The sequence below is a fragment of the Nocardioides sp. genome (assembly GCF_031422975.1).
In the GTDB taxonomy this organism is placed as follows: domain Bacteria; phylum Actinomycetota; class Actinomycetes; order Propionibacteriales; family Nocardioidaceae; genus Nocardioides.
In genome coordinates this window covers 1-13,167 of the sequence record NZ_JANPEO010000306.1, presented here as the reverse complement: position 1 = coordinate 13,167, position 13,167 = coordinate 1, and the positions used below count along the sequence as shown (strand labels likewise).

At 69.9% G+C, this 13,167-nt stretch carries 11 protein-coding genes; 3 read left to right on the top strand and 8 right to left on the bottom strand.

Features of this window, described 5'->3' with window-relative positions; genetic code table 11:
* The 7 genes from gap to uvrA all read right to left on the bottom strand — a co-directional run.
* On the bottom strand, positions 1 to 907 hold a 907-nt coding region (gap, locus tag RMO85_RS09245), incomplete at its 3' end, for a type I glyceraldehyde-3-phosphate dehydrogenase (protein ID WP_310528437.1).
* Positions 908 to 1,058: 151 nt separating this feature from the next.
* Positions 1,059 to 2,045 (bottom strand): DNA-binding protein WhiA, encoded by a 987-nt coding sequence (gene whiA / locus RMO85_RS09240; RefSeq protein WP_310528436.1) that lies wholly within the window; start codon positions 2,043 to 2,045, stop codon positions 1,059 to 1,061.
* A gap of 22 nt (positions 2,046 to 2,067) precedes the next feature.
* Positions 2,068 to 3,051, bottom strand: coding sequence for a uridine diphosphate-N-acetylglucosamine-binding protein YvcK (yvcK, locus tag RMO85_RS09235; protein WP_310528435.1), 984 nt, complete (start codon positions 3,049 to 3,051; stop codon positions 2,068 to 2,070).
* Between the two features lie 6 nt (positions 3,052 to 3,057).
* Entirely contained in the window at positions 3,058 to 3,924 is an 867-nt protein-coding gene (gene rapZ, locus RMO85_RS09230) for an RNase adapter RapZ (RefSeq protein ID WP_310528434.1), read from the bottom strand.
* Positions 3,924 to 5,936 carry an excinuclease ABC subunit UvrC gene (uvrC, locus tag RMO85_RS09225; RefSeq protein WP_310528433.1) on the bottom strand — a complete coding sequence of 671 codons (2,013 nt, stop codon included), beginning with the start codon at positions 5,934 to 5,936 and terminating at the stop codon, positions 3,924 to 3,926. Before uvrC ends, rapZ begins: the two co-directional genes overlap by 1 nt.
* A gap of 116 nt (positions 5,937 to 6,052) precedes the next feature.
* The gene (locus RMO85_RS09220) at positions 6,053 to 6,511 is read right to left on the bottom strand and encodes a Rieske (2Fe-2S) protein (RefSeq protein WP_310528432.1); all 459 of its coding nucleotides are present in this window, start codon (positions 6,509 to 6,511) and stop codon (positions 6,053 to 6,055) included.
* A gap of 16 nt (positions 6,512 to 6,527) precedes the next feature.
* Positions 6,528 to 9,581 (bottom strand): excinuclease ABC subunit UvrA, encoded by a 3,054-nt coding sequence (uvrA, locus tag RMO85_RS09215; RefSeq protein ID WP_310528431.1) that lies wholly within the window; start codon positions 9,579 to 9,581, stop codon positions 6,528 to 6,530.
* 139 nt (positions 9,582 to 9,720) lie between these two features.
* Between uvrA and RMO85_RS09210 the strand changes: the two genes are divergently transcribed.
* From RMO85_RS09210 to RMO85_RS09200, 3 genes are read left to right on the top strand one after another with little or no spacing between them, the layout of a single operon-like run.
* Positions 9,721 to 10,431, top strand: coding sequence for a maleylpyruvate isomerase family mycothiol-dependent enzyme (locus RMO85_RS09210; RefSeq protein ID WP_310528430.1), 711 nt, complete (start codon positions 9,721 to 9,723; stop codon positions 10,429 to 10,431).
* Positions 10,425 to 11,099: an MBL fold metallo-hydrolase gene (locus tag RMO85_RS09205; RefSeq protein WP_310528429.1), complete on the top strand. Its 675-nt coding sequence runs from the start codon at positions 10,425 to 10,427 to the stop codon at positions 11,097 to 11,099. The genes RMO85_RS09210 and RMO85_RS09205 overlap by 7 nt, the downstream gene beginning before the upstream one ends.
* A 7-nt stretch (positions 11,100 to 11,106) precedes the next feature.
* Positions 11,107 to 12,045 (top strand): L-lactate dehydrogenase, encoded by a 939-nt coding sequence (locus RMO85_RS09200; RefSeq protein WP_310528428.1) that lies wholly within the window; start codon positions 11,107 to 11,109, stop codon positions 12,043 to 12,045.
* 41 nt (positions 12,046 to 12,086) lie between these two features.
* Here RMO85_RS09200 and RMO85_RS09195 read toward each other — a convergent pair.
* The coding region (locus RMO85_RS09195; protein ID WP_310528427.1) for an endonuclease/exonuclease/phosphatase family protein at positions 12,087 to 13,167 on the bottom strand (1,081 nt) is incomplete at its 5' end.

Genomic DNA, 13,167 nt, shown 5'->3' with positions numbered 1-13,167 from the left:
GGTTGCCGATGACCTTGGTCAGCGGTGCGACGAAGATGCACGAGGCCGGGTCGGTCACGATGTCGGACGACACGATCGGGTCGGTGGAGTAGCGGAGGAAGACGCCGTCGGCGGCCTTCTCGATGATCGCGTTGACCTCCTCGACCGTCGTCTCCCGGCCGGCCTCGAACGTGAGGTCGGTGGCCGAGCCGGTGGGCACGGGCACGCGGAGCGCGAAGCCGTCGAGCTTGCCCTTGAGCTCGGGCAGGACCAGGCCGATCGCCTTCGCGGCCCCCGTCGACGTCGGGATGATGTTGAGCGCGGCGGCACGGGCGCGACGCAGGTCCTTGTGGATGTTGTCCTGGAGGTTCTGGTCGGCGGTGTAGGCGTGGATGGTCGTCATCAGGCCCTTGACGATGCCGAGCTCGTCGTTGAGCGCCTTGGCCATCGGGCCCAGGCAGTTGGTGGTGCACGACGCGTTGGAGATCACGTGGTGGATCGCGGTGTCGTAGTCGGTGTGGTTGACGCCCATCACGATGGTGATGTCCTCGTTGGAGGCGGGCGCGGAGATGATGACCTTCTTGGCCCCGGCGTCGATGTGCGCCTTCGCCTTGGTGGCGTCGGTGAAGAAACCGGTCGACTCGACGACCACGTCGACGTCGAGGTCGGCCCACTTGAGGTTGGCCGGGTCACGCTCGGCGAACGCGGCGATGGTCTGGTCACCGACCTTGATCGAGGTCTCGTCGCTCGACACGTCGGCGTCGAGGCGGCCCAGGATCGAGTCGTACTTGAGCAGGTGCGCGAGCACCGCGTTGTCGGTGAGGTCGTTGACGCCGACGATCTCGATGTCGGCCCCCGAGGCGCGGACGGCCCGGAAGAAGTTGCGGCCGATGCGGCCGAATCCGTTGATACCTACGCGGACAGTCACTGCTGGACTCCTTGGGTTGAAGAGCGTGTGAGTGGGACACCCGAGCAGGCGTCCGACGACCCGGCGACCCTATCGCGGCGCTGGGCCACCCCTGCTCGGGCGTATCGAGGTACGTGCAAGTAACCGGCGACCGGGTCAACCGGCGCCACGCTCACGCTTCGTCGGCGAGCATCTCCGGGGTCAGCGACGACTCGGTGTCGGGGATGCCGAGCTCTTCGGCCCGCTTGTCGGCCATCGCGAGCAGCCGGCGGATCCGGCCGGCGATCGCGTCCTTGGTCAGGACGGGGTCGTGCAGCTGGCCGAGCTCCTCGAGGGAGGCGTTCTTGTGCTCCAGCCGGAGGTGGCCGGCGAGCTTGAGATGGTCGGGCACCTCGTCGGCGAGGATCTCCAGGGCCCGATCCACCCGGGCGCCCGCAGCCACGGCGGCCCGAGCCGAGCGCCGCAGGTTGGCGTCGTCGAAGTTGGCGAGACGGTTGGCGGTCGCACGGACCTCGCGACGCATCCGGCGCTCCTCCCACGCCATCAGCGACTCGTGGGCGCCGAGCCGGGTCAGCAGGGCACCGATCGCGTCGCCGTCGCGGATCACGACCCGATCGACACCGCGGACCTCGCGCGCCTTCGCGGAGATGCCGAGCCGGCGGGCCACACCGACGATCGCGAGCGCCGCCTCGGGACCGGGGCAGGTGATCTCGAGCGAGGAGGAGCGACCGGGCTCGGTCAGCGACCCGTGCGCCAGGAAGGCGCCGCGCCACGCGGCCACGGCGTCGCACCCGCCACCGGACACCACCGCCGGCGGCAGACCGCGGACGGGTCGCCCACGGCCGTCGAGGAGACCGGTCTGACGAGCCAGCGCCTCACCGTCCTTGACCACCCGGACGATGTAGCGGCTGCCCTTGCGGATGCCGTTGCCCTGCACCACCACGACATCGGACTGGTGCCCGTAGACCTCGGCGATGTCGCGGCGCAGCCGACGCGCACCGGCGCCGGTGTCGAGCTCGGCCTCCACCACGATCCGGCCGCTGACGATGTGGAGGCCGCCGGCGAACCGCAGCATGGAGGCCACTTCGGCCTTTCGACAGCAGGTCTTCGTGATCTGGGTGTTGGCAAGCTCTGCCTTCACCTGTGCCGTCATCGCCATGGGTCAGATCCTGCCACGAGCGTCAATCACCCCGGACCGGGATGCCACTCATGATCGACTCGAACGCGGCCGCCAGCTTGCTGTCGTCATGACGGTCGGTGGCGCCCTCGGCGGCGATGTCGGCGATCACGAGGTTGGCGCCAGACGACGAGACCGCCTGATCGAGCTCCTCGGGATGGGCCACGCTGCGCACGTCGGCGAGCACGGTGTGGATCTTGAGGTCGGGGGCGTGTTCGTACAGGGCGGCGAGGTGGTCCTCCGGGCCGTAGCCGGGCGTCTCCCCCTCCTGCGGCTCGAGGTTGAGCACCACGATGAGCCCGCCGGCCGTGTCGATGAGCGCCTGCCGCAGGGACGGCACCATCAGGTGCGGGATCACCGAGGTGAACCACGAGCCCGGTCCGAGCACGACCCAGTCGGCGGCCAGCACCGCGTCGATCGCCTCGGTGCACGCCTGGGGGTCCGGTGGGTCGAGGGCGACCGAGACGATCTGGCCCCGGGTCGTCGCCACCTCGACCTGGCCTCGCACCTCGGTGGTGCGCGCCGGGTCGTCGGCGTGGAGTCCGCGCACCTCGGCAGTCATGTCGATCGGCGTGATCGACATCGGCAGCACCCGGCCCCGGGCGCCGAGCAACCGGCCCACCCAGTCGAGTGCCCGGACCGGATCGCCCATCAGCTCCCACATCCCCACGATCAGCAGGTTGCCGATGACGTGGCCGCGCATCTCGCCCTCGCCCTCGAAGCGGTGCTGCACGACTTCGGCCCACGTGCGACCCCACTCGTCGTCACCGCAGAGCGCCGCGAGCGCCATCCGCAGGTCGCCGGGGGGCAGCACCCCGAACTCGCCCCGAAGCCGACCGGACGAGCCGCCGTTGTCGGCCACGGTCACGACGGCGGTGAGCTCGTCGAGGGTCAGCTCGGCGACGAGGTGCCGCAGCGCACTCAGCGAGGCGAAGAGTCCGTGGCCGCCGCCGAGGGCGACCGCGGACTGCGCGGTGTCACGGGCCACGCCGACTCACTCCCGCCCGAGGTCGCGATGGCTGGCGCGGGTGTCGATGCCGTGGGCCCTGAGCCGGGCCGCGATCTCCTCGGTCATGGCCACACTGCGGTGCTTGCCGCCGGTGCAGCCGATGGCGACGGTCATGAACCGCTTGCCCTCGGTGAGGTAGCCCCCGGCGACGTTCTCCAGCATGGGGACGAACTGGTCCAGGAACGTCTGGGCGCTCGGCCGCATCGTGACGTAGTCGGCCACCGCCTCGTCCCGGCCGGTGCGCGGACGCAGCTCCGGCACCCAGTAGGGGTTGGGCAGGAAGCGCATGTCGGCCACGTAGTCGGCGTCGACCGGGATGCCGTACTTGAAGCCGAACGAGATGACGGTGACCTTGAGAGCTGTCGACTCCGGGGTGCCGAACTGCTCGGCGATGCGGTCGGTGAGCTGGTGGACGTTGAAGTTGGTGGTGTCGATGACGACATCGGCGTCGCCGCGGACCTCGGCGAGGACCTCACGTTCACGCTGGAGACCGTGCAGCAGTCGACCGCTCCCCTGCAGCGGGTGCGGACGACGAGCGGCCTCCTGGCGGCGTACGAGGACGTCGTCGGTCGCCTCGAGGAACAACAGCGTCGTCGGCCGACCGGTCACGCCCTGGTGCCGGTTGGCCTGGAGCGAGTCGAAGAACGAGCCGGACCGCACGTCCACGACCACGGCGATCGGCTGGGACACGCCACGCGAGTCGTCCACGAGGCGGACGACGTCGCGCACCAGGGTCGGCGGGAGGTTGTCGACCACGAAGAACCCGAGGTCCTCCAGCTCCTTCGCTGCGGTGCTGCGGCCGGCGCCGGTCATGCCGGTGACGATGACGAGCTCGGCGGCTGTCGGCTCCATCAGTCCTCCTCGATGATCTCGCCGGTCGCTGTGTTGAGGTGCACAGCCGGGGTCGGCGAGGTGGTGGTATCGGCATTCTTGCGGGTCGAGTCGGCGCTCGCGACGGCCGCCTTGATCGCCTCGGCCGTGCGGGGGCCGATGCCGGGCACCAGGGCGATCTCGCCAGCATCCGCGAGGCGCAGCTTCTTGAGCGAGCCGAAGTGCTTGAGCAGGGTCTTGCGGCGCACTTCACCCAGGCCCGGCACGTCGTCGAGCAGGCTCTCCACCATGGACTTGGAGCGGCGTGAGCGATGATGGGTGATCGCGAACCGGTGGGCCTCGTCGCGGACCCGCTGCAGGAGGTACAGGCCCTCGCTGGTGCGCGCCAGGATGACGGGGTCCTCCTCCGCCGGCAGCCACACCTCCTCCAGTCGCTTGGCCAGTCCGCACACAGGGATGTCGGTGATGCCGAGCTCGGTGAGCGCCTGCTGCGCCGCAGCGACCTGGGGCGGACCACCGTCGACGACGACCAGGCCGGGCGCGTAGGCGAACTTCCTCGGGCGCCCGGTCTCGGGGTCGACCAGCATCGGGCCGCTCTCGGTGCTCACGGCCGCGGACCTGGCCTGCTCGTCCAGCAGCCTGCGGAACCGTCGGGTGATCACCTGGTGCATGTGGGCGACGTCGTTCTGCCCGACCGTGGTCTCCCCCGGCTGCGGCTTGATCACGAACCGGCGGTATTCGCCCTTGCGCGGCAGCCCGTCCTCGAACACCACCATCGAGGCGACGACCTCGGTGCCCTGGAGGTTGGAGACGTCGTAGCACTCGATCCGCAGCGGCACCTCGTCGAGGGACAGCGCCTGCTGGATCTCCTCGAGCGCCCGGTTGCGGGTGGTGAGGTCGCTGGCCCGCCGGGTCTTGTGCAGCACCAGCGACTGGCCGGCGTTGTTGGCCACCGTCTGCTGCAGCGCCAGCTTCGCGCCCCGCTGCGGCACCCGGATCACGACCCGGCTCCCCCGCAGGTCGCTGAGGAGCTCCTCCAGCACGCCGGCGTCGGGGGGCAGCGCCGGGACGAGCACCTCGCGCGGGATGGCGTCGGCCTCGTCGCCGTACAGCTGGAGGAGGAAGTCCTGGACGAGCTCGGGTGTGCCGCCGTCGTCGGTGCGGTCGGCGACCCAGCCGCGCTGGCCCCGGATGCGGCCGCCGCGGACATGGAAGATCTGTACGGCGACCTCGAGCGGGTCCTCGGCGAGCGCGATGACGTCGGCGTCGGTGCCGTCGGCGAGCACCACCGCCTGCTTCTCCAGCGCCTTGGTCAGGGCACCGAGGTCATCTCGCAGCCGCGCGGCCTTCTCGAAGTCGAGGGCCTCCGAGGCGACATACATCTCCTTCTCGATGCGCTTGACGAAGGCCGCGGTGTTGCCGGCCATGAAGTCGCAGAAGTCGTCGACGATGTCGCGGTGCTGCTCGGCGGTGACGTTGCCGACGCAGGGGGCCGCGCACTTGTCGATGTAGCCCAGGAGACACGGTCGCCCGATCTGGTTGGAGCGCTTGAAGACACCGTTGCTGCACGAACGCATCGGGAAGACCCGCAACAACAGGTCGACCGTCTCGCGGATCGCCCAGGCATGGCCGTAGGGACCGAAGTAGCGGGTGCCCTTGCGCTTGGCGCCGCGCCCGACCATCACCCGCGGGAACTCGTCGCCGACCGTGACGGCCAGCCAGGGATAGGACTTGTCGTCGCGGTACTTCACGTTGAAGCGCGGGTCGAACTCCTTGATCCAGCTGTACTCGAGCTGGAGGGCCTCGACCTCGGTCTTGACCACCGTCCACTCGACGCTCGACGCGCTGGTGACCATCGAGGCCGTGCGCGGGTGCAGGCCCCCGATGTCCTGGAAGTAGGACGACAGGCGCGGCCGCAGGCTCTTGGCCTTGCCGACGTAGATGACCCGGCCCTTGCCGTCGCGGAACCGGTAGACGCCCGGCTGGGTGGGGATCGATCCAGGTTCGGGTCGATAACTCGCGGGGGACGGCACGACCCAACTCTACGAGGCGGCACCGACAGCCTCGGCCCCCATGGGCCCCCGGGCCGCCCTCCCCCCGGGAGCCCAGGAGGAGCTCACGACGGGCCAAGGACGGGCCAAGGACGGGCTCACGCCAGGGTGATGCTGCCCCCGTCGACCGTGATCGCGACCTCGGAGAGCGGTGCCGTCGCCGGGCCCTGGACGACCGACCCGTCCTCGAGCGAGAACTCGCTGCCGTGACAGCGGCACGGGATCACGCCGTCGGTGCTGGCGCTCACGGAGCAGCCCTGATGCGAGCAGATCGAGGTGAAGGCCCTGAAGTCGCCCTCGCTCGGCTGGGTCACCACGACCTTCTCGTCATCGAAGACGGTGCAGCCGCCGACCGGGACGTCACCCGTGGCGGCCAGGACGCCGACCGTGGCCGGGGTCTGCCCAGCTTCGCTCGAGGACGACGAGGTCGTCGGGTCGGAGGCCGGGTCCGTCGCTGAGTCGGCAGTGTCACTGCCGCACGCAGCCAGCAGGGGAAGGCCGACGGCAGCCGCCGTGGCACCGCCGATGACGTGGCGTCGGTTGAGTCCGGAAGTCATGAGCGCAGAATACGTCCTAGGCCGTAGCCGACTTCTTCGTCGTGGTCCGCTTGGCCGCCGCCTTCTTGGCCACGGTCCTCGTCGGGGACGCCTTCGCAGCGGCTGCCTTCTTGGCGGCCCTCTCAGCGGTCGCCGCCTTCTTGGCGGCCGCCTTGGTGATCGGCCGCGTCACCTCGACCGGCTTGACCTTGCCCTTCGGCTGCTTGGCGCCGCGTCCTTCGAGGAGCGGCGCGAGGTAGGTCCCGGTGTGACTGTCCGGGTGGGCTGCCACGTCCTCGGGGGTGCCCTCGGCCACGACCAGCCCGCCGCGCGAGCCGCCCTCGGGGCCCATGTCGACGACCCAGTCGGCGGTCTTGATCACGTCGAGGTTGTGCTCGATGACCAGCACGGTGTTGCCCTGGTCGACGAGACGCCCGAGCACGAGCAACAGCTTGCGGATGTCCTCGAAGTGCAGGCCGGTGGTCGGCTCGTCGAGGACGTAGACGGTGCGGCCGGTCGAGCGCTTCTGCAGCTCGCTCGACAGCTTGACCCGCTGGGCCTCGCCGCCCGAGAGCGTCGTGGCCGGCTGACCGAGCCGCACATAGCCCAGCCCGACCTCGCACAGCGTCACCATGTGCCTGGAGATCGCGGGCACGGCGGCGAAGAAGTCGGCCGCCTCCTCGATCGGCATGTCGAGGACCTCGGCGATGGTCTTGCCCTTGTAGTGCACCTCGAGCGTCTCGCGGTTGTAGCGGGCACCGTGGCAGACCTCGCACGGGACATAGACGTCGGGCAGGAAGTTCATCTCGATCTTGATCGTGCCGTCGCCCGAGCAGGCCTCGCAGCGCCCGCCCTTGACGTTGAACGAGAACCGGCCCTGGAGATAGCCGCGCATCTTGGCCTCGGGGGTCGAGGCGAAGAGCTTGCGGACGTGGTCGAAGACTCCGGTGTACGTCGCAGGGTTGGACCGCGGAGTGCGCCCGATCGGCGACTGGTCGACGTGGATGACCTTGTCGACGTGTTCGAGCCCGGTGATCCTGGTGTGCCGGCCCGGGACCGTACGGGCGTTGTAGATCTGCTTGGCCAGCGAGGTGTAGAGGATGTCGTTGACCAGCGTCGACTTGCCCGACCCGGACACACCCGTCACCGCGCAGAAGACGCCGAGCGGGAAGCTCACGTCGAGGTCGCGCAGGTTGTGCTCCCTGGCGCCGTGCACGGTCAGCTCCCGGCCGAGGGTCCGCGGTCGGCGTACCAACGGGACGGGGATCTCGCGGCGACCGCTGAGGTACTGCCCGGTCATCGAGTCGGGGTGGTCGAGCAGCCCCTGCACGGAGCCGGAGTGGACCACCTGGCCCCCGTGCTCGCCGGCGCCCGGGCCGATGTCGACGACCCAGTCGGCGGTGCGGATCGTCTCCTCGTCGTGCTCGACCACGATCAGGGTGTTGCCGAGGTCCTTGAGCCGGACCAGGGTCTCGATCAGTCGGTGGTTGTCGCGCTGGTGCAGGCCGATCGACGGCTCGTCGAGGACGTAGAGGACGCCCACCAACCCGGCACCGATCTGCGTGGCCAGCCGGATGCGCTGCGCCTCGCCGCCCGAGAGCGAACCCGACGGGCGGTTGAGCGAGAGGTAGTCGAGACCGACGTCGAGGAGGAAGTTGAGCCGCTCCTGGATCTCCTTGAGGACCCGCTCACCGATCTGCTTCTCGCGCACCGACAGGTCGAGGTTGCGGAGGTACTCGGCCGTCTCGTTGATCGGCATCGCGCAGACCTCGGCGATGTTCTTGCCGCCGTCGGCCCGGGCCCCGAGCGTCACGGCCATCGAGACGGGCTTGAGCCGGCTGCCGTTGCAGGTCGGGCACGGCACCTCGCGCATGAAGCCCTCGAAGCGCTCGCGGCTGGTGTCGGACTCCGCCTCCTTGTGCCGGCGCTCGATGTAGGGACGGACCCCCTCGAACGCCGCGTAGTAGGCGCGCTGGCGGCCGTAGCGGTTGGTGGTGACCACATGGACCTTGGTCTTGTGGCCCTCGAGGATGGACGTGCGCGCGTGCGGAGTGAGCTGGTCCCACGGGGTGTTGAGGTCGAAGCCGAGCTCCTCACCCAGGGCGTTCATCAGGCGGAGGAAGTAGTCGGCGACGTGCGCGTGGCTCCACGGCTGGATGGCGCCCTCACCCAGCGTCGCGCCCTGGTCCGGCACGACGAGCTCCGGGTCGACCTCCATGCGCGTGCCGAGGCCGCTGCACTTCGGGCAGGCTCCGAACGGCGAGTTGAAGGAGAACGACCGCGGCTCGAGCTCGTCGGTGTCGATGGTGTGCTCGTTGGGGCACGCCATCCGCTCGGAGAACCTGAGCTCCCGGCCCGGGTCCGAGGCATCGAGGTCGACGAAGTCGATCAGCACGAGGCCGCCGGCGAGGTTGAGCGCCGTCTCCACGGAGTCGGTGAGCCGGCGCTTCGAGCTCGCCTTGACCGCGAGCCGGTCGACGACGACCTCGATGGTGTGCTTCTTCTGCTTGTCGAGCTTGGGCGGATCATCCAGCCCGTGCGTCTCGCCGTTGACTCGTGCCCGGGAGAAGCCCTGCGTCTGGAGCGTGCGGAACAGGTCGACGAACTCACCCTTGCGGCCGCGGATCACCGGGGCGAGGACCTGGAAACGGGCTCCCTCGTCGAGCGAGAGGATCTTGTCGACGATCTGCTGAGGGGTCTGGCGCTCGATCGGGGAGCCACACACGGGGCAGTGGGCGCGACCGGCACGGGCGTAGAGGAGGCGGAGGTAGTCGTAGACCTCGGTGATGGTGCCGACGGTCGAGCGCGGGTTCTTGCTCGTGGACTTCTGGTCGATGCTGACCGCGGGCGAGAGGCCTTCGATGAAGTCGACGTCGGGCTTGTCCATCTGGCCGAGGAACTGCCGGGCGTACGCCGACAGCGACTCCACGTAGCGGCGCTGGCCCTCGGCGAAGATCGTGTCGAAGGCGAGGCTCGACTTGCCGGAGCCGGACAGGCCGGTGAAGACGATCAGCGCGTCGCGCGGCAGATCGAGCGAGACGTCCTTGAGGTTGTGCTCCCGGGCGCCCCGGATGATGAGCTGGTCGATCACGGTCGTCCTTGAGGTCTGTACAGAGGAGTAGGTTCGAACAAGTGTTCGTCACGCGGCTCCATGTTGCAACCCGCCACGCGGTCAGTGCCCGATCCTACGGGGCTCCACATGACGCCCCGGATGTGTGTTGAATGGCTGCATGACCGACTCCGCGGGTCCAGCGACCCAGCTCGAACTCCTGGCCGCCGCCAACCAGCGCCTGGTGCTCACCGTCGACCGGCTCGACGACTCCGTCTTCGCCACGCCATCTCTCCTCCCGGACTGGACGGTGGGCCACGTCCTCGCACACGTGGCCCTCAACGGCGAGGGGCTGGCCGGCGCTCTCAACGGCGTCACCTCGGGCACCGGCACCCCCATGTATGCCTCACCGGAGGCCCGGGACGCGGACATCGCCGAGCTGGGCGTGTCCGCGCCGAGCGAGATCCGGGCACGGCTGCTGGCCTCGACCACGCTCTTCGACCGCGAGGTCTCCGACCTGCCCGAGGACAGGTGGGGGGTCACGGTCGACCGCACGCCCGGCCAGCGCGCGTTCACCGCCCGCTCATCGGTGCTGATGCGCCTGCGCGAGGTCGAGATCCACCACGCCGACCTCGGGGTGGGCTACACCGCGGCCGACTGGTCGCCCGCCTTCTCCACGGTCGTCATCGACTCCATGCGCAAACGCGACTGGGCCACCCCGTTCCGGGTGCTCGCCCGCGACCTGGCGCAGACGTGGGAGTACGGCGACGGCGAGCCGGTCACCACTGTCACCGGCGAGTCCCACGAGCTGGCCTGGTGGCTCACCGGTCGCGGCGACGGTGGCAGGCTGACGGCCGACCGCGACGAGCTTCCGGAGGTGCCGGCATGGTGAGCTACACCGGAGCAGTCACGCCCGGAGGTCCCGCGCAGACCCGGCAGGCCGGTTGCCTGACGATCACCAAGCTGGCCGTCGACCCGAAGATGTCCAACAACGCCTACCTCCTGCAGTGCACGGAGACCGACGAGCTCGTGCTCATCGATGCGGCCTACGACGCGCCGACGCTGCTGTCCCTGATCGGTGACCGTTCGCTCACCGCCGTCGTCACGACGCACCAGCACTGGGACCACCACCGCGCTCTTGCCGAGGTCGTGGCCGCGACCGGCGCGACGGTCGTGGCGGGCGAGCCCGACGCCGCGTCCATCACCGAGCAGACCGGTGTCGCCGTCGACCGGACCGTGACGCACGGTGACCGGATCGCCGTGGGCACCTGCGACCTCACGGTGATCGCGCTGGCCGGCCACACGCCCGGTTCGATCGCGCTCTTCTGGGCAGGCTCCGACGGCCAGGGGCACCTCTTCACCGGCGATTCGCTGTTCCCCGGTGGGGTCGGCAACACCTTCGGCGACGCGGCGGCGTTCGAGTCCCTGATCACCGAGGTGTCGAGAAAGATCTTCGACGTGTACGCCGACGACGTCTGGTTCTACCCGGGTCACGGTGGCGACTCGACCCTCGGCGCCGAGCGACCGCACCTCGCCGAGTGGCTCGAGCGCGGCTGGTAGGCACGAGATGTCAAAGGTGGCGATCGTCGGCGCAGGGGCCGTGGGCACGGCCATCGCCTACGCCGCCCAGATCCGCGGGGTGTGCCGACAACTGGCGCTCTTCGACCTGAACGCCGACAAGGTGCGGGCCGAGGTGCTCGACCTGAACCACGGGATGCAGTTCACCCCGATGGCCGAGATCATCGGCAGCGACGACCTCGAGGTGTGCGCCGACGCGGACGTCATCGTGATCACGGCCGGAGCCAAGCAGCACCCGGGCCAGACACGCCTCGACCTGGCCGCCGCCAACGTCGCGATGTGCCGCGACCTCGTCCCCGCCCTGGTCGGCCTGGCCCCCCACGCCCTCCTGCTGCTGGTGACCAACCCCGTCGATGTGGTGACGTATGCCGCCCTGCAGTTCTCCGGGTTGCCGACGAACCGGGTCTTCGGCTCGGGCACCGTCCTGGACTCCTCCCGGCTGCGTTTCCTCATCGCCGAGCACACCCGCGTGGCCGTGCAGAACGTGCACGCCTACATCGCCGGCGAGCACGGCGACTCCGAGGTGCCGCTGTGGTCCACCGCCACGATCGGCGGAGTGCCCGTCCAGGACTGGGGGGCGGAGGGCCTTCGCCCCCTGGACGCGGAGGCACGGGCGCGCATCCACAGCCGGGTGGTCACCTCGGCGTACGAGATCATTGCCGGCAAGGGCGCCACCAGCCTCGCGATCGGCCTCGCCGTGTCGCGGATCCTCGAGGCTGTCCTCAACGACGAGCATCGGGTGCTGCCGGTGACCTCCCTGCTGGACGGGGTGCACGGGTTGTCCGGCGTGTGTCTGTCGATGCCGTCCATCGTCGGGCGGTCAGGGATCGAAGGCGTGCTGGCGACACCGTTGAGCACCCTGGAGAGGGACCTGTTGACCGCATCGGCAGCGACGGTCCGGGCAGCGGCACGCGACCTCGGCCTCTAGGGGCCCTCAGCCTTGAGGTGGTTCCCACGACGCGCGGGCTTCTAGCGCCTGGCAGGGACCACCAGCCTGGCGACGACACCCGCGTGGTCGGAGGGCCACAGGCCCGAGGCGGTCATGTCCCCGACCTGGTCACCGACGAGGGTCGCCCGCGACGCCTTGATCTCGTGGCTGTGCAGGACGACGTCGATGCGGCTGGTGAGCGGATTCGTCGGATCCCGGAGGGCCGCGTCGAAACAGCAGGTCTCACCCGAGTCGTGGGGGTGACCGCGGGTCCACGCGTCGTCGCCCACCGCAGCCAGCAGCCGGACGTAGGCCAGTCCATCCGGCGCTCGCGAGTTGTAGTCCCCGACGTAGACCACCGGTTGCTCTCCGGACTGGGCGGCGTTGACGTCCTGTGCCGCGAGCAGCTCGCCGACCTGGGCCACGCGCACCTGCTCGGCGTCGACCCCCGGGATGCCGAACGCCTCCAGATGGGAGTTCACGAATCTGAAGGTTGCTCGCTGGACTCGCACGTCGGCCGAGCCCCACCCGCGGGCGACGGGCAGCGTGGATCCGCCGAACGGGAAGCTGACGATGTTCGCGTAGGTGCCGCTGCGGACGTTCGTCGCCGTCACGTCGCCGCGGGCCAGGATCACGTCACGGTCGGCGAGGCGCACCGCCCTGGTCGGGAAGGCAGCGCCAGCCAGGATCGGGATCGGTGGCGAGCTGAAGTTGTGTGCCGTGGCTGCGGGAAGCTCACGGTAGTCGGCACCGCGCTCGGCCAGCTCGGCGAGCAGCAGACCCAGGAAGTCGTAGGCGACGACGGGGTTGCTCACCGCGCCGGTCAGGGGGTTGAAGGAGAAGGTCGTCCAGGTCGTGACCTCCTGGAGACCGATCACCTCGGGATCTGCCGCCACGATCTCGTCCGCGATCGCAGCCATCCGCTCCTCGGGCGCGGTGGCCTGCACCGCGTCCCAGGTCCGCGTTGCGGCGCCGACGATGGCGTTGTTGTTGCCGCTGCCCAGGGCAGCGAGAATCGGACCGAGGTCGGCCCCGAGATAGAGGTTTCGGGTCATCACGGTCACGGTCCGAGCCGGCGAGGCCGCGTTGTCCGCCGCCTGCGGCGACGACGTGCCAGCGGAT